A 20,970-nucleotide genomic window follows, 5' to 3' on the forward strand; every position below is an offset into this window, starting at 1 on the left:
ATTCCCTTGTGCGGCGCGGGATCATAGCTGCCATGAGCACGGCGCGCACGACTTCTTCCCGCACGACCCCGACCGACCTGCCGACCTGGGCGATCCAGGCGCAGGACCTCGAGGCGATGCTGGCGACCGACGACGACACGGTGGACACCGCCGTCATCCCGCGTCTGGCCTTCCGCGATGCCGTCGAGGAGGCCGCCGCCCCGGGTCAGGCAGCCGTGACGCCCGTCGTCCCCACCGAGGACGCCGTCGAGCCCGCCCCGGCTCCCGTCGGCCACAACCTGCGCAGCCGCCACGCGAGCCCCGAGTCGGTGGCCGCGGTCCGACGCAACCTCATCGCCGTCGCATGCGTCCTCGTCGCGGTCGTCGTCATCGGCGCCGCAGCGACCTGGCTCGCGGGCTGGATCGCGCTGGGCGTCTGGTCACTCCTCGTCGTCTGCGCGGCCGTCGCCCTGCGTCGCGTCAACTCGCGCTACACCGCCAAGCACAGCCGGTACACCGCGCGCCACGCCTGATCGTCCGCCCGGCACGACGACGGGGGATCCCGAGCGGGATTCCCCTTCGCACGTCCGTGGGCCGGGCACGACTGTCGCCGACCTCAGTGGGTCGCCTCCCACAGTGCGGCCCCGTCACTGACCCCGTCGTATCCGTACTGGCGCAGCTTGTCCGCCGGGCCACCGTCAGCGCTGACGTAGATGTTGAGCCGCACGCCGTCGGACTCCTGCCCGAGCACCTCGCTCACCCGGAGCATGGCGTCGTCGACGACCGCCTGGGCGTCGCCCTCGACCTTGATCGAGCCGTAGAGCAGCGGGCCCGAATATCCCGCGCCGTTGTCCGACTCCTGCACGACGACGCTCGATGAGGTGACACCCGGGGTACCCTCGATCGCCTCGATGACCTCGGTGCGCCAGGCATCGCCCGGCGGCACCTGGCGGTCGTCGCCGCCGAGCCCGAAGAGCGAGCAGCCGCTCAGGGCACCGACGGCCAGGGCGATGGTCAGGGCCAGGAGTCCACGCATGGATCCAGTCAACCTCACCGCCGGCCGGTCTCGTACTCCGTGATGACGACGTCTGACGGATCATCGGTCAGGAAGACGTTCAGCCCCGGGTCGTTGGCGTAGTCGACCAGGCCGGGGTGGCCGGCCTCCAGCTCACGCTCGACCGTGTTGGCGTAGTCGATGTAGTCGTGGGCGCCCCGGTCGTTGGCCCCACCGGACAGGGCCTCCACCCCGGGGCCCGGATCGAGGACGACCTGGGAGACGTGGTCCCCCGAGGCCGCGAGCGACGGATCGAAGTTGGGGATCGGCACCGACGGCAGGATGACGGGCGGCAACGGTCCCGGCATCGGGATCGGCACGGGTGGGCTGGCATACGCGTCGCCGAGGTCCACCTTGGGCACCGGGTCGTTCGTGTGCTCGATCGCCAGGGTCTGCACGCCGTCGGGGACCGTGCGGCTGTCGTTGGGCGAACCCTGGGTGATCATGTGCGTCACGTTGTACTGCGCCATGAACTCCGGGTCCTGCAGGAGCTCGGCGGTCACCATGCCGCCCTGGCTGTGGCCCTGCATGAGCACCGGTGCACCCGGTGGGATGCCCGCCTCCTGCATGGCCGCCATGACGGCCTCCATCGAGGCGCTGCGTTGCCCGGCCTGCAGCTCGAGGTTGGAGGTGTTGTCGAAGGCCTCGTCGCCGCCGGTGATCGACCCGGGGAACTCCGTCAGACCGTTGGTGCCCGGCACCGTGACGATGTACGCCGACGACCCGTCCGGCTGGGTCACCTCGGTGACGCGCACGTGCCGGTTGTCGCCCTCCCCCTTGTCGAGGTCGTAGGTGCTCGACTGGATGTCCATGAGTGCGTTGAGGTCGACCGGGACCCGGCCCGGCTCGGACGGGTCGGCCTCGATGTGGTCCGTGTCGGTGACCACGCCCTCGCCGCTGTCGAAGATCTGGTGGTCCTCGCCCGTGATGACGTTGGCGAAGAGCCCGACGGTGCGTCCTCCGAGCAGCATCGCGCTGGCGAAGAGCTCATGGAAGCGCGGCCACCGGCCCTCGAAGATCTGGGTGAACTGCTCACCGAAGTTGACGATCGACGGACCCAGGCGTTGCAGCGCCTGGACGCCGGCGTCCCACCGGGCGACGACCTCGTCGTCCCAGAACTGGCGGGCGGCGTCGGCGAGGTCGTCGGCGCGGTCGCCGACCCACTCCAGCCCCGCGTCGACCCGGTCGCTGCCCCACTCGAAGGCGTCACGTCCGCGATCGACGCCCCAGTCCCAGGCGTCGCCGACCATGTCCGTGCCGCGGTCCCACGCGTCGCCGACGGCATCGGTCCCACGGTCCCAGGCCTCGCCCACCGCGTCGAGGGGGTTGGGCAGGCCCCAACCGCCGCCGTCGTCATCGTCGCCGCCGTCGCGGCGCTCCTGCGGGGTGGGGCCGCTGCCGCCCGAGCCGGAGCCGCCCCCGGAGCCCCCTCCGGAGCTGGCGTCCTGGTCGTCGGCCTGGCGCAGCAGCCCCTCACGCAGCGCCTGCAGCGACACCGCCGCGCTCTCGAGGGAGCCGGCATGCACCCGCCAGCTCTCGCTGAAGCCTTCGAGGTCGGAGCCTGCCCACGCTGCCCCGAGCAGCTGCATGCTGCCGTTGCCGATACCGCGCACCGTGCGCAGGCGTTCGCTCGACGCGCCGAGCTCCGCGGCGATCCCCCGGATCCGCTCGACGTCCATCCCCTCGCTGACGCTCATCACGCCACCGTCCGGGAGCGGATGTCGTGGGCACCGACGGTCAGCCAGACGACCTCGTCGGCGATCGTGCCGGTCGGCACCCGCACGACCTCGACCGAGTCGTCGAGCAGGCGCACCTCGAGGAGCTGGTCGCGCCCCCCTTCGAGCCAGTGCCGGGTCGTGACGAAGGGGAGGTCCGTCCCGTTGTCGACCTGCAGCATGAGGTGCACCTCGACGTCGGCGCCGGCGAGGTCGACGAGCAGGTCCTCCGGCATCGCGGAGCGCTCGGGCGCGTCCCGCAGGACGCCGACGGTCCGCTCGTCGCGGGGGTTGGTGCCTCCTTCCGCGCGCACGAGGTGGCTCGGGGGCAGCACCCGCTGCACGGCGGGCCAGATGTCAGCCGGCTCGAAGAGGGCGACCTCGACGACGTCCTCGACGGCATCGACGACGATCTCGGTGTCGGTGACGGTGAGGCGGCGGCGTTCGGTGATCGACAGTCCGTAGCGGGCGGTCAGCGAGATGAGGCTGCGCATCCCCGCGCGACCCATCCGCGACTCGACGTCGAAGCGCACGGGCGCCTGCGAGGCCCCGGTGAGCAGCTCCCGCCAGTGGGGCAGCAGCTGCCGGTCGGTGGTCGCGACACCGGCCTCGACGAGCTCGGCCCAGGCCTCGTCGTGCCCGGCGACGTCGCCGTCCTGGACGGCCCGGCTCAGCACGTCGAGCGTGCTGGCCCTCATCATCCGCGGTCTGATCGTGGCCCGGTCCGGCGCCATCGCGTCTCCCCTTCGACTGGCCGGACCGTTCGGTCGGTCCGGAGGGTCGCATCTCCCCGGGGAGGTGCGCGCTTCGGAGCCTAGGGAGGGGGTCCGGGCAGGGGAAGGGGGAGGACTCCCCTACGCGAGCAGCGCCGCCAGGGTGCCGCCGAGCTCGGTGGCCGACTCGAGGGCGGCGTCGTCGACGTCACCGACGACCTCGAGGACCTCGGCGGACTGCTTCCAGTCCAGGGCCTGGACGATCGAGGTCACGGCCCGCACGGCACCGGTGACGTCGTAGCGGCCGTGGACCCACAGGCCGTACGGACGCTTGGCGGTGGTGCCGCCACCCCCTTCGCCCGCTCCGCCGGAGTCGTCGAGCGCGCCCCCGACCTGGAGGAAGGTCGAGTCGAAGAAGTGCTTGAGCGCGCCCGACATGTAGCCGAAGTTGGCGGGCGTGCCGAGCAGGTAGCCGTCGGCGGCGAGGACGTCGTCGGCGGTCGCCTCGAGGGCCGGGACGACCCGCACCTCCACGCCCTCGATGTCGGGGTGACGGGCTCCCTCGAGCGCCGCGTCGAGCAACGCCCGGGTCGATCGCGTCGGGCTGTGGTGGACGACGAGCAGACGTGCCATGCCCTCCATCCTGCCTTCAGAGCCGGGCGATGACCACGACGAGCACGGTCGACAGCGCGGCGAGCACGACGAGGGAGTCGGCGACGCGCCACGGGGCGGGCTGGGCCCAGGTGCGCCGGGCGCCGGAGGCGAAGCCGCGCGCGTCCATCGCCACGGCGAGGATCGCGGCCGACCCCAGCGACCGCAGCAGCATGCCGAAGGTCGAGGCCCACAGGTGCGCGATGACCGACCTCGGGCGCCGCCACGAGACCGCTTGACCGCGCAGGTGCCTGGCCCATCCGACCTCGGTCCATGCCGTGCCGAAGGTCTGCACCCGCTGCAGCGCCGCACCCAGCGCGACGACCGGTCGGGCCGGCAGCCGCAACCGCTGGCCGAGGTGGTCGGCGAGGTCGTCGGGGTCGACGAAGGCGAGCACGATCGCCGACGGGGCGACGATGACCAGCAGCCGCAGGGCCGCTGACACCGCGTCGTCGACGTCCTGGGAGCCGAGCAGCCAGGTCGACCACCCGACGCCGAGCGCGCCGACCAGTCCTGGGAGCAGGCGGATGGCCAGCCCACGCCAGCGACCGCCCACGGTCCACCCGGCGCCGCTGCCGGGCCGGTTGGACAGGCCGACGAGGGCGCCGACCGCGAGCATCGCGAGCACGAGGAGTGAGGTCGGCCAGCCCGGCGAGAGCACCGCGGCGGCCATCGGGATCGCGGCCGCGGCGAAGAGGGACAGGGGCCCGCACGCCGACAGCACGGCCGGCGGGGCGGAGCGGTGGGTCCCGGCAGGTGGGGTGCGCACGTGGCGCACCTCGTCGACGCGGGCCACGAGGTCGGGGTCGTGGGTGGCGGTGACGACGGCCCCGCCGCGGGCCCGGTGCGACAGGAGCAGGCCCGTCACGGCGGCCCACGTGCCGCGGTCCTGGCCGACGGTCGGTTCGTCGGCGAGCACGACCCCGGGCCCGTGGGCGAGCGCCGCGGCGACGGCCAGTCGGCGCTGCTCGCCGCCCGAGAGGGTCTGCGGGTCGACCTGCGCCAGGTGGGCCAGGCCGAGCACGTCGAGGAGGTGGTGGGCGGCGGCTTCGTCGGCGGTCCCGAGGGTGCGGCCGGTGAGCAGCACCTCGTCGAGGACGGTGCGCGAGAGCAGCGCGCTCGAGCTCCACTGCGGCACCCAGCCGAGCAGCGGCGCCACCTCGGTGGCCGGCAGGTCGGCGACGTCCCGGCCGTCGGCGGCCATCACCCGACCTGACGAAGGGGGGACCAGCCCGGCCATCGTCGCCAGCCACGTGCTCTTGCCGCCGCCGCTCGGCCCGACGAGCGCGGTGGCCCGTCCGCCGAGGACGGCGAGCGGCGCGTCGGTGACGAGGGCGGTCGAGACCTCGCTGCTGCCGTCGAGGTGGTTGCGCCGGCGCTCCACGCGCAGCGGCTCGCTCGTGAGCAGCACCCCGTCCGCGCATCCGCCCGGGGACATGCGCGCCTGTGAGTCCGCGTCCGAGACCGCGAGCGGCGCGAGGTCGATCTCGAGGGGCTGCGGCGCGGGGACACCCGGCACCCAGATGCCGTCGGCGGCCAGCTCGGCACCGTGCTCGGCGAGCACCCGGCGCACCGGCCCGTCATGGCGGACCCGCCCGTCCCGTCCGAGCACGACGAGTCGGTCGACGTGCTCGACCCACGGCTCGATCCGGTGCTCGACGACGACGGTCGTGACACCCGCCGCGCCCCGCACGACGGCATCACGGACGGTGGCCGCGCTGGCCTCGTCGAGCATGGCGGTGGGTTCGTCGAGCAGGAGCAGGGAGGGACCCAGGGCGAGCGCTCCGGCGAGCGCCAGTCGCTGGGTCTGGCCTCCGGAGAGCGACCCCGTCGGTGCATCGTCCGGCAGGTGGTCGAGGGCCACGGCACGCAGTGCGGCCGCCACCCGGGCGGGCATCTCGTCGGCGGGCAGGCCGACGTTCTCCAACCCGAAGGCGACATCACGCGCGACCGTCGCCGCGACCGTGCCGGAGCCGGGCTCCTGCAGCACGAGCCCCACGGCGCCGGGCCGGGCGCCCGGCTCGGCACCGTCGATGCTCACGCTCCCGGAGAGGTCACCGGAGTCGACGGTGAGCAGCAGGCCCGCGAGGGCCCGCAGCAGGGTGGACTTGCCCGACCCGCTCGGCCCGACGAGCAGCACCCGCTGCCCCGCCGGCACGTGCAGGTCGACCTCCCGCAGGACCGGCTCACGCCGTCCGGCAGGTCTCCACGTGAGGTCCCGGACGACGACCTCGCCGCCGGCGGGCCCTCCCTTCGCCCCGGCCTGCGTCCGGGCACCACCCGGTGGAGGTGTGCGCGCCGACGTGACGTCCGCGCGTACACCTCCACCCGCGGGGTCGAGGTGACCGGAGGAGATCAGACGGCCCTCCGCTCGAGGACCTCCTGGCCGGGCGGGAAGGGGTTGAGCGCACCCGCCTGCGCGAGCGCCCGGGTGAGCAGCCACCCGCCGACCCCGGCGATGACGACGCCGGAGACGACCATGAGCGGCAGGTAGGCCAGCTTCCACGCCCACGTCCAGTCGGTGAAGTACGCAAACACCTCGTAGATCCACTCGAGCGGCGCCGACAGCGCGCCGGCGAGGACCGCGACGAGCGGGCCGAAGGCCTTGTACGCGAAGATCGCGAAGGCCAGCTCGGCGCCGATGCCCTGGGCCAGCCCGGAGACGATCGTCGTCACCCCCCACTGGTTGCCGAAGAGCGCGGAGACGGTCGCGGCGATGAGCTCGCAGGCCAAGGCCGCCCCGGGGCGGCGGACGACGAGCCCACCGACGACACCGGCGATGAACCAGAAGCCGACGAAGAGGCCGAAGAGCGGCTGGAAGGCCAGGTCGAGCGCGGAGATCGGGCCGTTGTACAGCAGGCCGTACCCCCAGTAGGCGACACCGAAGGCCACGCCGAGGAAGGCGATGGTCAGCAGGTCGACGGTGCGCCAGCCGGTGAGCCGGCCGGTCGCAAGGACGGTCCGGACGGAGTCCGGTGCCTTGGTGGTCATGTGGTGCTTCTCCTGTGTCGGTATCCCACAGGGAGGGCCTGCCGTCGCGAGCCCGACGCCATGTCGGAACCCGTCGACGACGGGTCCGTGAGAACTCGACTCCCTACGCCGGTGCTAGCCGGATCAGGTACGAGGGTCTGCGGTTGCCCGCACTCTCAGCGCTGTGCGCTCCCCTGTCGTGCCCCTCCAGCATAGCCGCGTCGGGCGAGCACCCTCGGCGCGGTCCGTCCTGTGGCAGTGTGGTGCCCGTACCGGGTGGGCGCGTCGAGTTGCCGCCCGCCGCCGCGTTCAGTGAAAGGACTCCGTCGTGGGCAACATGGTCTGGAAGGTGCTCGGCACCGGCTCGGCGATCGTCGCCGGCATCGTCGCCAACAAGATCGTCTCGATCGCCTGGTCGCGCGCCGGCAAGGGCGAGACGATCGACCCCAACAACCCGGACAACCCGATCGGCGAGGCCATCCTCTTCGCCGCGCTCGCCGGTCTCGCGATGGGCCTGGCCCGCACGATGGCCACCCGCCAGGCCGCCGCCTTCTACAAGAAGTCCGCCGGTCACCTCCCCCAGCCGATGCAGAGCACCGTCGGAGAGCTCGACAAGGTCTCCTGATGCGCGGCGTCTCCATCACCGAGCCCGGTGACGCGGACGTCCTGCAGGTCGGTGAGGTCGACGCGCCCACCGCCGGCCCCGGCCAGGTCGTCGTCGAGATGGTGGCCGCGGGGGTCAACCGCGCGGACGTGATGCAGCGCCTGGGTCACTACCCACCGCCGAAGGGGGCCTCGCCCCTCCCCGGCCTCGAGGTCTCGGGGACGATCCGCGAGGTCGGACCGGACGTGACCGGCTGGTCCGTGGGCGACGAGGTCTGCGCACTCGTCGACGGTGGCGGCTACGCCGAGCAGGTCCTCGTGCCGGCGGCCCAGTTGCTGCCGGTGCCGCAGGGGGTCTCGCTCGTCGAGGCCGCCGGGCTGCCCGAGGTGGCGTGCACGGTGTGGTCCAACGTCTTCATGACCGCCAACCTCCAACCCGGCGAGACCTTCCTCGTGCACGGCGGCTCCTCGGGCATCGGCACGATGGCGATCCAGCTGGCCACGGCCGCGGGCGCGCGCGTGGCCGTGACGGCCGGCTCGCAGGCCAAGCTCGACGTGTGCCGCGACCTCGGTGCCGAGGTGCTCGTCAACTACAAGGAGGCGGACTTCGTCGAGGAGGTCCGGGCCGCGACCGACGGCCACGGCGCCGACGTCGTGCTCGACCTCATGGGCGCGAAGTACCTCCCGCGCAATGTCGACGTGCTCGCCACCTCGGGCCGTCTCGTCGTCATCGGGCTCATGGGTGGCCGCACCGGCGAGCTCGACCTCGGCAAGCTGCTCAGCAAGCGGGCCGCGGTCATCGCGACCTCGCTGCGCGCGCGACCCGCTGCCGAAAAGGCGGCGATCGTCGCCGCCGTTCGCGAGCACGTGTGGCCACTCATCGAGGACGGCGCGGTCCGCCCGATCGTCCAGGGCACCCACCCGCTCGAGGCCGCCGCCGACGCCCACCGCGAGCTCGAGGCCAGCGGGCACATCGGCAAGATCCTGCTCACCGCCTGACGCGCCCCCTTCGCCCCCCAAGACGCTGCATTGCCCTACGGCAATGCAGCGTCCTGATGTCGAGAGAGTGCATTGCCCTAGGGCAATGCAGGGTCGAGGCGGCCGTCGTCGAGGTGCCAGCGGGCCGCGGCGACGTCGGCGACCTCGGGGTCGTGCGTGGCGAGCAGGACGGACCCACCGCGCCGGGCGACGTCCTGCAGCAGCGCGACGACCCGCTCGCGGGTGTCGTGGTCGAGCTCGGAGGTGGGTTCGTCCGCGAGGAGCACCAGGCTCCCCGTCTCCAGGCGAAGGGAGGACAGCGCCAGTCCGCGGGCCACGGCCACGCGCTGCCGCTGGCCCCCGGAGAGCTCCTCGGCGAGGTGCCCGCCGTGCTCGTCGAGACCGACCGCCGCGAGCGTCCGGTCGGCGAGGGCGGTGGCCTCTGCCCCACGCATCCCGGCCGCGACGAGTGGGACGGTGATGTTGTCGCGGGCGGTGAGCACCTCGGCGAGCGCACTGCCCTGGGGGATGAGCACGGCCCCGGCCTCGCGGGAGGATCGCTCGTCGCCGATTGCTTTGTCCCCCAAGGTGATCGACCCACTCGACTGCCCGTCGTCGAGCAGCCCGCCGATCGCCCAGAGCAGCGAGGTCTTGCCCGCTCCGGAGTGGCCGGTGACGGCCGTGACCTGCCCGGGCACGGCGGCAGCACTCGCGCCGTCGACGGCGACGACGTCGCCGTAGCGCACGGAGACGTCACGCAGCACGAGGCGCTCGCTCATCGGTGTGCTCACGTGTCCTCCTCGGCGATGAGCTGCCAGGTGCCGTCCTCGGTGCGGTGCACCCGCACGAGCGTCCCCGGCGGGAAGGCCTCGACCGCGACCGCGGGCAGCGGCAGCGACCCGTCGGCGGCGACGACGGAGTACTCCTCGCCGCTGCGTCCTTCGCCCCCGACCCGGCCGTCGCGGATCGTCACGGTGCGGGGGAAGGCGCGCGCCACGTCTGGGTCGTGGGTGACGACGACGACCGTGGTGCCGAGGGTGCGACCGACCTCGGCGAGCGCGTCGAGCACGACGTCGCGGGCCTCGTGGTCGAGCTGGCTCGTCGGCTCGTCGCCGAGCAGCAGGCCGGGCCCGCTCGCCAGGGCGACGGCGAGGGCGGCCAGCTGGAGCTGCCCCGGGGTGAGCGCGTCGAGCGGTGCGTCGGCGACCTCCCGCAGCCGCAGCAGGTCGAGCAGCTCGTCGACCTCGGGCACGCTCCGGCCGGCACGACGCGCGGGGCGCTGGGCGAACTCGATGTTGCCCCGCGCGCTCAGCCACGGCAGGTGGTTGCGCGCAGCACCCTGCAGGACGATCCCGACCTCACCGGCGCGGAAGGCGTCGATCTCCGCCTCACTCATCACCGACAGCTCGTGCTCCCCGACGTGGATCCGCCCGGCACTCGGCCGCAGCAGCCCACCGAAGAGCGCGAGCAGCGTCGACTTGCCGGCGCCGCTCGGTCCGAGCAGGGCGATGCGTTCGCCGGCGGCGACCGACAGGTCGACACCGGACAGGGCCGCGACGTCGTGGCCCTCGGCCCGGTAGATGTGGACGAGGCCGTGGGTGCGCACGGGCAGACCGGTCATGTCGGCTCCCCCTTCGCCGCGGACAGGCGCACCCGGCGCAGGACGCCGAGTGCGAGCGCCCAGGCGATGAGCAGCAGGATGGCCGCCACGGCCACCGTCGCAGCGCCCACCGCGGGCCAGGCCGGGGCGTGGTCGAGGGCGGGGACGGCCGCGGGGGAGGTGAAGAAGGGCAACGCCGGCAACGCGATCCACGACCCGGCGAGGGCGCAGACGGCACCGAGCACCACGCCCACCGCGACGCTCGTCAGGTGCTCGGTGCGCAGTGCCCGCCCGACCGACCGGTGGCCGACGCCGCTGACCCGCAGGGCGGCGAGGTCGCGCACCGCGGCGCGCCACCCGGTGATCGCGAGGATGAGCAGGACGATCCCGGCGAGCACGACGGCGAGCGCGCCGCCGAGCAGCGCCAGCTGCAGCCCCCACCCGGAGGCGGACTGGTCGTAGACCCCGTCGGCCTCGGCGGTCGTGCGCACGTGGCGCACCGCGATGCCGGCGTCGTCGAGCACCTGCTCGGCCTCGGCGACCGCGGCCGGCGAGGCATCTGCGAGCCACAGCTGGCGCTCGGTGCGGGTCGTGTCGAGCGCACCCGTCACCCGCGCGAGGGCAGGCAGGGAGAGCAGCACGCCCCGGTCGGTCGCGGCCGGCAGCGCCGCCACGCGCTCGTCGACGCGCACCTCCGTCTGCCCGCCGGTGACGTCGAGGACCCGGAGCACGTCGCCCTGCTGGGCGACGCCCCCGGAGACGATCGCCGGCATCGGCCGGGGCACGTCGGCGATGTAGGCGGACACGTCGGCACCATCGGCTGCCGCGACGTCGAGGTGCAGGTCCTCCCCCTTCGTCGTGACGGTCAGGCCGGTGCCGTCCGCGGACTCGACCGAGGCCCACACGCCCTCGCCCGTGACGGGCACGGGCCGGCCGCCGACCGCCAGGTCGGACACCGTGACGGTGCCGCGGACCTCGCTGCCGGCGACGCCCGACGTACTCACCCGCACCCCCGCGAGACGACACCCGTCGGAGCAGAAGAGCCGCTCGTCGATGCTGCGGCTGCCCGTGGCCCGGGGACCGAGGGTCGCGATCCGGGCCGAGCGGTCGTCGCCGTCGGGAGTCGTCATGTCGAGGACGAGGGTCGGCGGCTCCTCGCCGGCAGCCACCGTGAGGTCCCACGAGACCCGCGCCGTGGCGTCCCCGGCAGGGAGGGTGATGGGTTCCTGCTCCGGGAGGGTCAGCAGGTCGGGGTCGAGGCCACGCACGGTCTGCGGATGGGCGACCTCGACGAAGCGCTCCGGGTCGGTCGCCATCGTCGCCGCCGCCTCGTCGGCGCGGGGGTGGATCATCGCGACCGGTGCCGCGGCGATACCGCGATCGGCGAGCGTGTCGGCGGCAGCCATGAGCGAGGGGGCGTCGGGTGAGTCGACCGTGACGACGGCCGGCGCGCCGGTCTCGAGCTCGGCACGAGCCTGTCGATTGCGGTCGGCGACGACGACGGCATTGGCTCCGAAGACCGCGATGGCCGTCGCCACGGTCGTCACGACGAGCACGCGCCGAGCGGCGGGACGGCGGGCGATCGCGTGGCCGGCGACCGCTGCTGCGACGCGGCCACGTCGCATGGCCGAGCGGGCCCGGCGCGCCGCGAGGCGCGGGACGAGCCGGGCGGCGAGGACGCCGACGGCGATCGCGAGCAGGGTCGGTGTGGCCAGGGCCGCAGGCCCGGTGAGTGCCCCGGTGGCCAGTCCGGCGACGCCGAGCACGGCGAGCACGACGACCACGACCTCGGCGACGGGGGCCCCCGCGGCCGCACTCGGCCGGACCGAGCGGAGCAGGTCGTTGACCGGCTCGCGCAGCACCGGCCGCGCAGCGAGGTGGACGGCGAGGACCGAGACGACGAGCGCTCCGAGCAGCCACGGCACGATCGCGAGCGGGATCTCGAAGGGGATGCCCTCCGGCAGCATCGAGCGTCGCACGAGCACCGCGACGAGCAGTGCGACGGCGAAGCCGATCGGCAGGCCGAGCAGGACGGGCACGACGAGCTCGGTGAGCAGCAGCCGTCGCGCGCCCGAGCGGGAGCGACCGCGCAGCCGGGCCAGGGCGACGTCGTGGCGCCGCTGGTCGACCGCCGCCTGCGCGACGAGGAAGAGCACGAGCACCGACAGCAGGGCCAGCTGCACCATGACGAAGGGGACGATGACCGCGGTCTGGCCGCGACCCGTCGCGATGCCGTCGACCACGGTGCGGGTCGTCTCGTCCACGCCCAGCTCCGGGTGCTCCTCGTGCAACCGCTCGGCCGACGCTGCGGCGGCAGGCAGGGAGTCGAGGGTCGCCGTGTCGGGATCGAGCGGCAGGACGACGACGGCCGACGCGGTCGGCATGGCGTCGGCGAAGGTGGCCTCCGCGGTGAAGAGGTCGTCGATGCCGGGCAGGTTGTCGAGATCCGGCTGCGGGACGCCCGACTTGCCGTCGGGACGGTCGCTCAGCCAGTAGCTCGGGTCGTCGACGACCGTGTAGGTGCCGACGACCGTCAGTTCGACGTCGGGCCGGTCGGGGTCGAAGCGGGTGAACTTCGTCTGCGGCACCGCCAGCCGCGCCCCACGCTCCCATCCCCACGCCTGCGCGTCGGCCTGGGAGACGAGGACCTCACCGGCGGCCTGCGGGCAGCTGCCCGTCACCTCGAGGTGGTCGCAGACGGCCGAGCGGGAGCGGACGACGACGGGCGAGGGCTTCTTGCCGCGCTGCGGGCTGAGCTGCCCCGCGTAGCGCATGGCGAGGACCGGCTCCTCGGAGACGGCGGCCAGCTCGGCCGGGACGAGGTCGGCCACCGCGCCGGGCAGCAGGGTGGGCTCCTGCGCCGTGCGGGTGCGTGAGATCGCCGTCGCGGTCGTCACCGGGTCGGCCTCGGTGACGTGGACGCGCAGCAGCGCCTGGTCGACGCTGCGGGCGAAGACGGGGGCGAAGACCGCGCAGGTCGCGACGAGCGCCGACACGAGGGCAAGGGCGATGACCTGCCCCCGGCGGTGGCGCAACGCTGCCCACATGTGTGTCCCCCTTCGTGACAACCCGGGACACCTTACGCCCACGATCCCTCTTGCGGGGGTTGAATACTCGGTATACATTCCCGCCATACCGAGTATTCAGGAGGGGCGATGTCGGTTCGACTGGGGATCCTTGCGCTGCTGGCGGAGGAGGACATGTACGGGGCGCGGCTGCGCGCGGAGTTCGAGGCCCGCACCGGCGGCACCTGGCCGCTCAACATTGGGCAGGTCTACACGACATTGACGCGGCTGGAGCGCGACGGGCTCGTCGAGCAGGCGAGCGGACCCGACGACGAGGGGCGGATCACCTACGCGCTCACCGACACGGGGCGCGCCGAGGTCGACGGGTGGTGGTTCACGCCGGTCGACCGCAGCAGCACTCCCCGCGACGAGCTCGTCATCAAGCTGGCCCTGTCGGTCACGGCCGTCGGCGTCGACGTCACCCGAGTCGTCCAGGCCCAACGGACCGCCACGCTGCGGCACCTGCGCGACCTGACGACGCTCAAGCGCTCGGCCACGACCGAGAGCGGTACGGACCTGGCCTGGCTGCTCGTCCTGGACAACCTCGTCTTCTCAGCCGAGGCCGAGGTCCGGTGGCTCGACCACGTCGAGTCCACCCTCGCCCGCTACTCGACGCTCCCCCGCTGCACGCCCGCGGCCGTCGTCGGGCACGACTCCGACCGGACGCAGGTGCGGCGATGAGCGCCCCCTGTCTCCTCCTCGACGACGTCACCCGGGTCCACGGCGACGGACCGACCGCGGTCCCCGCGTTGTCGGGAGTCAGTCTGAGCGTCCACCCGGGCGAGCTCGTCGCCGTCATGGGGCCGAGCGGCTCCGGCAAGTCCACGCTGCTCAACCTCGCCGGCGGCCTCGACCGCGCCACCTCCGGCCGCGTGGTCATCGAGGGGCAGGACGTGGGCGCCCTGGGCTCGCGTGCGCTGGCCGAGCTGCGGCGCCGCCACGTCGGCTTCGTCTTCCAGGACTACAACCTCATCCCGGCCCTCACCGCTGCCGAGAACGTCGCGCTCCCCCTCGAGCTCGACGGCCAGCGCGTGCGAGACGCCCGCAGAGCGGCCGTGCAGTCGCTCGAGCTCATGGGCCTGGGCGAGCTCGTCGACCGTTACCCCGACCAGATGTCCGGTGGGCAGCAGCAGCGTGTCGCCTTCGCCCGGGCTCTGGTCGGCGGACGGCGCCTCGTCCTCGCCGACGAACCGACCGGTGCCCTCGACACGCACACCGGTGAGGAGGTGCTGCGAGTGCTGCGCGAGCGCTGCGACGCCGGCACCGCGGGCCTGCTCGTCACCCACGAGGCCCGGCACGCCGCGTGGGCCGACCGGGTCGTCTTCCTCCGTGACGGTGTCGTCGTCGACACGACCGGCGACCCGAGCGACGCCGAGGACCTCCTCGAGACCGAGCCGGTCCGATGACCACCCAGACCGCGCCGGCGGTGTCCGCAGGAGGGACACCGCCGGCGACACCCCCTTCGTCATCCGGCAGCGGGTCGTCGTGGCTGGCGTCGTGGCGGGTCGCGCTGCGCCTGGCCCGGCGTGACGTGCGCCGCCACCGCGGACGCTCGCTCGCCGTGCTCATCATGGTCGGGGTGCCGACGATGCTTATCTGCGTCGGTCTCGTGCTCGGTGCGACGAGCCAGGTCTCGCCGCAGGAGTCGATCCCGCTGACCCTCGGGACCGCCCAGGCCCACGTCGAGGTGAACCCCGGGGGCGGTCGCGTCACGCAGCTCGCCGACCCCTCCCGCGGCTACTCCACGACGGACACCCCTGCTCGAGAGATCCCCGGGTTCCGCGCCGGCTCCGGCGCCGAGCTCAACGCGGCGGCCATCTCCGACCTCACAGGAGCGGAGGTCGTCGCATCGAGCGAAGGCAGGATCCGCGTGCGGATCGGCGACCGCGACCTCGGTCTCGAGACCCTCGCGCTGCCGGGACCGGAGCGGTTCACCGGCAAGGTCACCCTACGGTCCGGACAGTGGCCGGACCGCTCGGACGAGGTGCTCGTATCGCCGGCCGCCGCGCGGCGTGGCATCCCCGAGTCCGGACCCCTGCAGATCGTCGGCGAGGGTGGCGAGCGCACCGTCACCGTCGTGGGCACCGCGATCGCCACCACCCAGTGGGGCGCGCCGCACGACCTCGTGACGACGGACTCGGACCTCCTCGCCGCAGAGGGGGCGAGGAGCGTCTGGTACGTCATGGGCGACCGGCCCGTCACGTGGGACCGGGTGCGCGAGCTCAACGAGTACGGGTTGCTCGTCAGCAGCGCTCAGGTGCTCGCCCAGCCGCCCGCGCAGGACGACCTCGCCCCCGAGTGGCGCGACACGGGCGAGGTCAGCAGTGACCAAGCCGCGCTCATCGCGCTCGGAGCGACCCTGCTGCTCATCGTCATCGCCCTGCTCGTCGGGCCCGCCTTCGCCGTCGGCGCCACCCGACAGCGACGCACCCTCGCGCTCGCGGCGAGCAACGGTGCGACCGCCGCGCAGCTGCGACGCACCGTGCTCGCCCAGGCGATCGTGCTCGGTGGTCTGAGCGCGCTGGCCGGCGTCGCGGCGTCCGTCCCGGTCACGTGGGTCATCGCCCGCGAGGTCACCGACCGCGGGTCGGCGATGGGTCCCTTCGACGTGCCGTGGTGGCAGCTCGGCGCGATCTGGTCCATCGCCGTGGTCGCAGCGATCCTCGCCGCGCTCGTCCCCGCGCAGCGACTCACCCGCCTCGACATCGTCGGGGCCATGCGCGGGCGGGTCGTCACGCCGCCGCCGTCGCGCTGGCTCTTCGTCGTCGGCCTCATCCTCGCCGGACTGGGTGGCGCGGGGGTCATCGTCGGGTTGGATCGCAGCGAGTACGTCATCGCCGTCGCGGCGGTGCTGCTCGTGCTCGGCACGCTGCTGCTCGTCCCCCGCATCCTGCACACGCTCGGGAGGTTCGCGGGTCCGCTGCCCCTCCCCCTTCGCCTCGCCGTGCGGGACCTCGCCCGGCACCGCACCCGCAGCGCCCCCACGGTCGCGGCCGTGCTCGCCGGCACCGCCGCGCTCACGATGGGCCTGGTCGGGGCGAGCAGCGACGACGCCCAGGAGCGGGAGGACTACGTCCCGCAGACGCTCCACGGCGAGGCCTACGTCTACTCCGGCGGCCCGTCCGACGCGGCGGACCCCTTCGCTCGGGTCGAGCGGGAGCTGCCCGACCTCGTCGTGGTCCCGGTGCAGTCCTACCGCGCCGACACCGAGGTCCTGCCGTCCGGCTCGGGTGAGGTCCCCGACGAACCCTTCGCCACGACACTGCCCCGCGGCTGCACCGTGGACGACCTCCTCGGCACGGACGAGAGCGGCGGGGGCGACGTGGATGCGGCCCCCGGGACCGGCACCGGCAACCGCTGCTTCGACCTGGCCAGCGGCTCCGGTGTCCTGCCCACCACGTCGACGATCTCCTTCATGCCCGCGGCCGAGATCGTCCGACGCTTCGCCCTCACCGGCGGCGAGGCCCGCACGGTCACCGACGGCGGCGGCCTGCTCGTCTCCAACGACGCCGACGACGTCGTCTCGGATGGTCGGGTCGAGGTCGCCCGCGGCACGCTGAGCACCGACCTCGACAGTGGCCGGTACTCCCTCGTCGGGTCCGCCACGTCGAGCCGGATCCCGGCTGTCACGCGACCCCGCACCAGGGACAACCTCGCGCGCTCCGTGCACGCGGGCCTGGTGCTGCCGTCCGAGATCGCCGAGCGCGAGGGGTGGCCCGTGATGCCGGACATGCAGCTCGTGCACGACCCCGACGGCCCGATCGACGCCAGGACCCAGGAGCGGCTGCAGCAGCTGCTCGGCGACGACACCTACGTGGAGGTCGAGCGTGGGTGGCAGAACCCGCTCGCGATCGTCATCGCCGTGCTCATCGGCATCTTCACGCTCGTGCTGCTCGTCGTCACCCTGACGGCCACCGCGCTGAGCATGGCCGAGCAGGAGCGCGACCAGGCGACCATCGCGGCCGTGGGCGGCAGCGGACGCACCCGCCGGCTCATGGTGGCGTCGCAGACCTGGTTGCTCGCCACGACAGGGATCGTCCTCGGCGCGCTCGTCGGGCTCTTCCCCGGCATCACGATCGCCCGGGCGCTGACCTCGGAGGGCTGGGACCCCGTGACCAACATGCAGGTCGCCCGCGACGCGACGGTCGACGTGCCGTGGACGGCGCTGCTCGTCGTACTCGTCGCGGTGCCCGCGCTCGCCGCACTGCTGGCCGGTCTGGGCATCCGGCGCACGCCGGACCTGACCCGCCGGACGGAGTGAGCCCGGGTCAGTCCCCGATCTCGGCGCCCATCGCCCGACCGGCGGTGCGGCCGGAGAAGATGCACCCGCCGAGGAAGGTCCCCTCGAGCGCCCGGTAGCCGTGCAGGCCACCGCCGCCGAAGCCGGCTGCCTCGCCGGCCGCGTACAGGCCGGGGACCGGCTGCCCGTCGGCGCCGAGCACCCGCGCGGACAGATCGGTCTCGAAGCCGCCGAGCGTCTTGCGGGAGAGGATGTGCAGCTTGACCCCGACGAGGGGCCCCTTCTTGGGGTCGGTGAGCTTGTGCGGCGGGTACGCGCGCTTGGAGATCTTGTCGCCGATGTAGGAGCGCGCCACCCGCATCGCGGCGACCTGCGCGTCCTTCGAGTACGGGTTGTCGAGCTGGCCGTCCCGCTCGTCGACCTGCCGCTTGACGTGCTCGGCGTCCAGGAGCGGCTCGCCGTCCTCGAGCAGGCCGTTCATCTTCGCCACGAGCTCCTCGACCGTGTCGGCCAGGACGAAGTCGGCGCCCTTGTCGAGGAAGGCCTGCATCGACGGCGTGACGTCGGCGAGGGATCGCTTGCGCACGACCCCGGCGACCTCCTTGCCGGTGAGGTCCTGGTTCTGCTCCGAGCCGGAGAGGGCGAACTCCTTGCCCGCGATCGACCGGTTGGTGATGAACCACGAGTGGTCGTGGCCGGTGCGCCGCAGGTGCGCCAAGGTGCCGAGGGTGTCGTAGCCGGGCAGCAGCGGCGCCGGCAGCCGGGTGCCCTCGGCGTCGAGCCACATCGAGCTCGGGCCGGGCAGGATGCGGATGCCGTGCCGGTCCCAGATGGGCGTGTGGTTGCGGATGCCCTCGACGTAGTGCCACATCCGGTCGCGGTTGATGAGGTTGCCGCCGGCGGCCTCGGTGATCGCGATCATCCGGCCGTCGACGTGCGCGGGCACCCCGGTCACCATGCGCTTCGGCGGGGTGCCGAGTCGCTCGGGCCAGTTGTCCCGGACGAGGTCGTGGTTGCCACCGATACCGCCCGACGCGACGAGGACGACCGGGGCGCGCAGCTCGAAGCCGCCCACCGGGTCACGGTTGGTCGCCACTCCCCGCTCGGCCGGATCGTCCGCCAACCGGACCCCTCGGACACCGGTCGCGGCGCCCCCTTCGACGATGATCTCGTCCACGCGGTGGCGGTGGGCGGACGTGACCAGCCCGCGCTCACGGGCCTCCTCCACGCGCCGGAGGAAGGGGGCGACCACCCCAGGACCGGTCCCCCACGTGATGTGGAACCGGGGCACGGAGTTGCCGTGGCCGTGCGCCGAGCCGTCGCCCCGCTCGGCCCAGCCGACGATGGGGAACCAGCGCATGCCCTGCTGGTGCAGCCAGGCGCGCTTCTCCCCCGCAGCGAAGTCGAGGTAGGCCTGCGCCCAGCGGCGCGGCCAGTGGTCCTCGTCGCGGTCGAAGCCGGCCGTGTTCATCCAGTCGGCGTGCGCGAGGTCGGTGGAGTCCTTGATGCCGAGGCGACGCTGCTCGGGGCTGTCGATGAAGAAGAGCCCGCCGAAGGACCAGTGCGCCTGCCCCCCGAGGTTGGCCTCGCTCTCCTGGTCGACGACCACGACCCTGCGTCCGGCGTCGGCCAGCTCGGCAGCGGCGACGAGACCGGCGAGCCCGTGGCCCACGACAATGGCATCAGCATCCATGCACCGACTCTACGTTGCGTTACTCACGAGTAGCAATTGGGGGTCCGGTGGGCTCAGGGCACCTCCCTACAGTGGACGGCATGCGATGGATCCGCCGGCTGCGTCCCGTGCTGACGGCGCTCGTCGTGGCCGTCGCGGTGGTTGCCGGTGGCCTGGTGACGGCTTCGCTGTGGCCCGTCACCGTCGAGACCGACTACTACGCCGCGGACGTGCGCCTCTCGCCCAGTTGGGCGGACCGCTCGAGCATCGGCACCGACACCGTCGTGGGGAGCGTGTCGGCCCGGTTCACCGGGCTCGCGCCGGGCGTGCAGGTCTCCCCTCGGGTCAAGCCCGAGATCACCGAGCTCTTCGCGTCCGGCGATGCCGGCGCCGCATCGCTCGACGTCAGCCCGCAGGAGCGCTCCCGGGTCATCGGCGAGGCGGTGCGCGGGGTGGCGCTGCGCTTCGGCCTGGGCGCGCTCGCCGGGCTCCTCGCGGTCCTCCTCGCCCTCGGGATGAGGCGAAGGGGGCTCCCCCCGGTCCGCACGACGCTCGGCGCCGTCCTCGCGACCGTCGTCGCGTGCGGCGGGCTGGGCCTGTCCGCGCAGCGCACCTACACCGCCGACCGGCTCCTCGCCCTCGACTCGACCGGGCTGCTCCAACTCGCCATCGCCAACCGCGGGCTGCTCGCCGACGTCGAGCAGCGTGCCGACCAAGCGACCCCCTACCTGCGCAACCTGCTCGCACTGTCGGCGGCGATGCAGGACGAGTACGCGCCCGAGCCGTCCCGCGACGCCGACGCGCTCACCGTGCTGCTCGTCTCCGACGTGCACTCCGCCAACCAGTACGCGCTGATGCGCACGATCGTCGAAGAACAGGGCGTCGACGTCGTCATCGACTCCGGCGACCTCATCAACCTCGGCCACGTCGAGGAGGCCCGGCTGAGCAACCTCTACGGCGGGATCAGCTCGCTCGGGGTGCCGTACGTCTTCGTCTCGGGCAACCACGACCGCAACTCGCCGGGTGACACCTCGCTGCTCGATGCCCTCGGGCGGACACGCGGCGCGGAGGTGCTGCAGCCCGGGCCGGGGCAGTACCGCGAGGTGAGTGTCGGCGGGCTGCGCATCGCCGGCTTCAACGACCCGCGCTACTACGGCGACGCCGACGACGGCACGACCGAGCAGCAGACCCGGGCCCGCGACGCCTGGGTCGAGGCACTCGGCGACACGACGCCGCCCGACATCACCGTCTCGCACGAGGCACCGGCGCTCGAGGACGCGCCGGGCCGGATGCGCGTCAACGGCCACAGCCACGTCCCCGCGCTCGACGGCAACCGCGTGCAGGTGGGGACCTTCACCGGCGGTGGCACGCTCGCGCACTTCGTCGGCGGCCCCGACGCCGAGCTCGTCGGGCAGGCCAGTTCCTTCGACGTGCTGACCTTCGACGAGGAGTGCCGCGCCCAGCGCCTCGTGCGCTACCAGTACCGCGCGATCATCGAGGGCCGCCCCTCCTTCGACTCGCTGTCGGTCCTCAACGCCTCGCGCATCGTCGAGCCCCCCGAGGAGGGCCGCACCTGCGGGGGTGACGAGCTCGAGGTGCGCCCGCTCGGGGAGTAGCCGCTCCCCCTTCGCCCCCCCGCTCGGTGGAGGTATACGCGCGGACGAATCACCAGCGCGTCGGGGTCCACCGCGAGGCCCCCCGGCCGGGGTCGACGCCGACACGCGAGTGTT

At 73.5% G+C, this 20,970-nt stretch carries 17 protein-coding genes and 1 riboswitch; of the genes, 7 read left to right on the plus strand and 10 right to left on the minus strand.

What is annotated here, in order from left to right; all coding sequences use genetic code 11:
- Window positions 1-32: 32 nt before the first annotated feature.
- A complete protein-coding gene (locus tag JAN01S_RS00420) occupies window positions 33-512 on the plus strand; it encodes a hypothetical protein (RefSeq protein WP_068311952.1) in 480 nt (159 codons plus the stop codon).
- An 83-nt stretch (window positions 513-595) separates the two neighbouring features.
- Here JAN01S_RS00420 and JAN01S_RS00425 read toward each other — a convergent pair whose 3' ends face one another.
- From JAN01S_RS00425 to JAN01S_RS00450, 6 genes are all read right to left on the minus strand, one after another.
- Entirely contained in the window at window positions 596-1,015 is a 420-nt protein-coding gene (locus JAN01S_RS00425; protein WP_068311955.1) for a hypothetical protein, read from the minus strand.
- 14 nt (window positions 1,016-1,029) lie between these two features.
- A complete protein-coding gene (locus JAN01S_RS00430) occupies window positions 1,030-2,730 on the minus strand; it encodes a hypothetical protein (RefSeq protein WP_068311958.1) in 1,701 nt (566 codons plus the stop codon).
- A complete protein-coding gene (locus JAN01S_RS00435; protein ID WP_157075533.1) occupies window positions 2,730-3,446 on the minus strand; it encodes a hypothetical protein in 717 nt (238 codons plus the stop codon). The genes JAN01S_RS00430 and JAN01S_RS00435 overlap by 1 nt, the downstream gene beginning before the upstream one ends.
- Window positions 3,447-3,602: 156 nt before the next feature.
- Window positions 3,603-4,094: a flavodoxin family protein gene (locus tag JAN01S_RS00440; RefSeq protein WP_068312142.1), complete on the minus strand. Its 492-nt coding sequence runs from the start codon at window positions 4,092-4,094 to the stop codon at window positions 3,603-3,605.
- Between the two features lie 16 nt (window positions 4,095-4,110).
- Window positions 4,111-6,471 (minus strand): ATP-binding cassette domain-containing protein, encoded by a 2,361-nt coding sequence (locus JAN01S_RS00445; RefSeq protein WP_370670770.1) that lies wholly within the window; start codon window positions 6,469-6,471, stop codon window positions 4,111-4,113.
- Window positions 6,468-7,103 (minus strand): ECF transporter S component, encoded by a 636-nt coding sequence (locus tag JAN01S_RS00450; RefSeq protein ID WP_068311965.1) that lies wholly within the window; start codon window positions 7,101-7,103, stop codon window positions 6,468-6,470. Before JAN01S_RS00450 ends, JAN01S_RS00445 begins: the two co-directional genes overlap by 4 nt.
- An 83-nt stretch (window positions 7,104-7,186) precedes the next feature.
- A riboswitch (TPP riboswitch) is annotated at window positions 7,187-7,288 on the minus strand.
- A 131-nt stretch (window positions 7,289-7,419) separates the two neighbouring features.
- Between JAN01S_RS00450 and JAN01S_RS00455 the strand changes: the two genes are divergently transcribed.
- Complete coding sequence (locus tag JAN01S_RS00455) at window positions 7,420-7,707, plus strand: DUF4235 domain-containing protein (RefSeq protein ID WP_240312421.1); 288 nt, start codon at window positions 7,420-7,422, stop codon at window positions 7,705-7,707.
- Window positions 7,707-8,684 (plus strand): NAD(P)H-quinone oxidoreductase, encoded by a 978-nt coding sequence (locus JAN01S_RS00460; protein ID WP_068311971.1) that lies wholly within the window; start codon window positions 7,707-7,709, stop codon window positions 8,682-8,684. Before JAN01S_RS00455 ends, JAN01S_RS00460 begins: the two co-directional genes overlap by 1 nt.
- Window positions 8,685-8,761: 77 nt before the next feature.
- Here the strand turns inward: JAN01S_RS00460 and JAN01S_RS00465 are convergent, their stop codons facing one another.
- From JAN01S_RS00465 to JAN01S_RS00475, 3 genes are read right to left on the minus strand one after another with little or no spacing between them, the layout of a single operon-like run.
- Complete coding sequence (locus tag JAN01S_RS00465) at window positions 8,762-9,454, minus strand: ABC transporter ATP-binding protein (RefSeq protein WP_244884690.1); 693 nt, start codon at window positions 9,452-9,454, stop codon at window positions 8,762-8,764.
- Window positions 9,451-10,284, minus strand: a complete 834-nt coding sequence (locus tag JAN01S_RS00470; RefSeq protein WP_068311974.1) for an ABC transporter ATP-binding protein — start codon at window positions 10,282-10,284, stop codon at window positions 9,451-9,453. Before JAN01S_RS00470 ends, JAN01S_RS00465 begins: the two co-directional genes overlap by 4 nt.
- On the minus strand, window positions 10,281-13,310 hold the full coding sequence (locus tag JAN01S_RS00475; protein WP_068311977.1) for an FtsX-like permease family protein: 3,030 nt from the start codon (window positions 13,308-13,310) through the stop codon (window positions 10,281-10,283). Before JAN01S_RS00475 ends, JAN01S_RS00470 begins: the two co-directional genes overlap by 4 nt.
- A gap of 108 nt (window positions 13,311-13,418) precedes the next feature.
- On the opposite strand from JAN01S_RS00475, the gene JAN01S_RS00480 reads away from it, so the two are divergent.
- From JAN01S_RS00480 to JAN01S_RS00490, 3 genes are read left to right on the plus strand one after another with little or no spacing between them, the layout of a single operon-like run.
- The gene (locus JAN01S_RS00480; protein WP_068311980.1) at window positions 13,419-14,009 is read left to right on the plus strand and encodes a PadR family transcriptional regulator; all 591 of its coding nucleotides are present in this window, start codon (window positions 13,419-13,421) and stop codon (window positions 14,007-14,009) included.
- Window positions 14,006-14,734: an ABC transporter ATP-binding protein gene (locus JAN01S_RS00485; protein ID WP_068311984.1), complete on the plus strand. Its 729-nt coding sequence runs from the start codon at window positions 14,006-14,008 to the stop codon at window positions 14,732-14,734. Before JAN01S_RS00480 ends, JAN01S_RS00485 begins: the two co-directional genes overlap by 4 nt.
- Window positions 14,731-17,589 carry an FtsX-like permease family protein gene (locus JAN01S_RS00490; protein WP_084359871.1) on the plus strand — a complete coding sequence of 953 codons (2,859 nt, stop codon included), beginning with the start codon at window positions 14,731-14,733 and terminating at the stop codon, window positions 17,587-17,589. Before JAN01S_RS00485 ends, JAN01S_RS00490 begins: the two co-directional genes overlap by 4 nt.
- Before the next feature lie 7 nt (window positions 17,590-17,596).
- On the opposite strand, the gene JAN01S_RS00495 is transcribed toward JAN01S_RS00490, so the two are convergent.
- Window positions 17,597-19,261: an FAD-binding dehydrogenase gene (locus JAN01S_RS00495; RefSeq protein WP_068311990.1), complete on the minus strand. Its 1,665-nt coding sequence runs from the start codon at window positions 19,259-19,261 to the stop codon at window positions 17,597-17,599.
- Window positions 19,262-19,341: 80 nt separating this feature from the next.
- On the opposite strand from JAN01S_RS00495, the gene JAN01S_RS00500 reads away from it, so the two are divergent.
- Window positions 19,342-20,856 (plus strand): metallophosphoesterase family protein, encoded by a 1,515-nt coding sequence (locus tag JAN01S_RS00500; RefSeq protein ID WP_068311993.1) that lies wholly within the window; start codon window positions 19,342-19,344, stop codon window positions 20,854-20,856.
- The last annotated feature ends 114 nt before the right edge of the window (window positions 20,857-20,970 follow it).

This window comes from Janibacter anophelis NBRC 107843 (genome assembly GCF_001570945.1).
Taxonomy (GTDB): Bacteria; Actinomycetota; Actinomycetes; order Actinomycetales; family Dermatophilaceae; genus Janibacter; species Janibacter anophelis.

Coding starts and splice junctions, on each gene's coding strand:
- JAN01S_RS00435 (WP_157075533.1), bottom strand. CDS start 3,446: ATGAGGGCCAGCACGCTCGACGTGCTGAGCCGGGCCGTCCAGGACGGC.
- JAN01S_RS00455 (WP_240312421.1), top strand. CDS start 7,420: ATGGTCTGGAAGGTGCTCGGCACCGGCTCGGCGATCGTCGCCGGCATC.
- JAN01S_RS00430 (WP_068311958.1), bottom strand. CDS start 2,730: ATGAGCGTCAGCGAGGGGATGGACGTCGAGCGGATCCGGGGGATCGCC.
- JAN01S_RS00440 (WP_068312142.1), bottom strand. CDS start 4,094: ATGGCACGTCTGCTCGTCGTCCACCACAGCCCGACGCGATCGACCCGG.
- JAN01S_RS00450 (WP_068311965.1), bottom strand. CDS start 7,103: ATGACCACCAAGGCACCGGACTCCGTCCGGACCGTCCTTGCGACCGGC.
- JAN01S_RS00490 (WP_084359871.1), top strand. CDS start 14,731: ATGACCACCCAGACCGCGCCGGCGGTGTCCGCAGGAGGGACACCGCCG.
- JAN01S_RS00420 (WP_068311952.1), top strand. CDS start 33: ATGAGCACGGCGCGCACGACTTCTTCCCGCACGACCCCGACCGACCTG.
- JAN01S_RS00485 (WP_068311984.1), top strand. CDS start 14,006: ATGAGCGCCCCCTGTCTCCTCCTCGACGACGTCACCCGGGTCCACGGC.
- JAN01S_RS00480 (WP_068311980.1), top strand. CDS start 13,419: ATGTCGGTTCGACTGGGGATCCTTGCGCTGCTGGCGGAGGAGGACATG.
- JAN01S_RS00425 (WP_068311955.1), bottom strand. CDS start 1,015: ATGCGTGGACTCCTGGCCCTGACCATCGCCCTGGCCGTCGGTGCCCTG.
- JAN01S_RS00495 (WP_068311990.1), bottom strand. CDS start 19,261: ATGGATGCTGATGCCATTGTCGTGGGCCACGGGCTCGCCGGTCTCGTC.
- JAN01S_RS00475 (WP_068311977.1), bottom strand. CDS start 13,310: ATGTGGGCAGCGTTGCGCCACCGCCGGGGGCAGGTCATCGCCCTTGCC.
- JAN01S_RS00470 (WP_068311974.1), bottom strand. CDS start 10,284: ATGACCGGTCTGCCCGTGCGCACCCACGGCCTCGTCCACATCTACCGG.
- JAN01S_RS00460 (WP_068311971.1), top strand. CDS start 7,707: ATGCGCGGCGTCTCCATCACCGAGCCCGGTGACGCGGACGTCCTGCAG.
- JAN01S_RS00500 (WP_068311993.1), top strand. CDS start 19,342: ATGCGATGGATCCGCCGGCTGCGTCCCGTGCTGACGGCGCTCGTCGTG.